The following is a 921-nucleotide window of genomic DNA, read 5'->3' as shown; positions in this document are numbered from 1 at the left end:
CATTGGCCAAAAACAATGCATCCGCCGCTTTTTCTTCAGCCTTTACAACAGGGTACGCCGCATATTTACGCAACAATCGATGAACCAATAAATCGGGATAACGTCGAATGGGCGATGTAAAGTGCGTATAGCTTTCAGAAGCCAAACCGAAATGGCCGGCATTTACAGTTGCATAACGAGCCTGTTGCATAGCGCGTAAGGCTACGGTCTGAACAACTTGTTCCGCCTCCGTTCCCGCCGCCTTTTCCAAAAGAAGCTGGAATTCTTCAGGCGTCGGATTCTCTGCTGAAGGAACGGGCAGATTAAATACGGACAACACGGTTTTCATCATTTCAATCCGTTCTTTGTCCGGTATTTCATGAATTCTGAAAACCGTCGGGTTTCCCGTCCCTTCCAAGTAGGTGGAAACGGTTTCATTGGCAATGAGCATGGCTTCTTCTACAATCCGTTCAGCTACGGAACGTTGCCGCTCTTCCATCCGTAAAGGAGTGCCTTCTTCATCGAGAATAATCTTAAATTCCGGAAACTCGAAATCCACGGCACCTCGACGCAGACGCATATCTTTTAAAATCTTGGACAGGTCACGCAAGTCTTCAATCATAGGCATGAAGGGCTGCAAATCATCGGGAATAATCCCGTCTTCCAAAGCCTTCCGTATTTCCTTGTAATTACAACGTCGTTTGACACGAATGACTGCAGGTCCGATATGCCGAGATACGACAAGACCCGTTTCATCGATTTCCATAACGCAGGCCATGCTGTACCGGTCTTCTCCGGCGTTTAAACTGCAAATGCCGTTACTCAAAACTTCCGGTAACATGGGGATAACACGGTCTACAAGGTAGACGCTGGTCCCTCGCTTATAGGCCTCTTCATCAATGACCGACCCGGGTTTTACGTAGCGACTTACGTCGGCAATAT

The 921-nt window shown here is 47.8% G+C and carries 1 protein-coding gene; it reads right to left on the bottom strand.

Features of this window, described 5'->3' with window-relative positions; translation table 11 throughout:
- Positions 1-921: RNB domain-containing ribonuclease (locus PGX78_RS08760; RefSeq protein ID WP_270446577.1), on the bottom strand; the 921-nt coding region annotated here is incomplete at both ends.

It is taken from the genome of Megasphaera sp. AF13-6AC (genome assembly GCF_027685385.1).
In the GTDB taxonomy this organism is placed as follows: Bacteria; Bacillota; Negativicutes; order Veillonellales; family Megasphaeraceae; genus Megasphaera; species Megasphaera micronuciformis.
The sequence above is the reverse complement of the archived record's forward strand: the minus strand, read 5'-3'. Positions and strand labels throughout refer to the sequence as shown.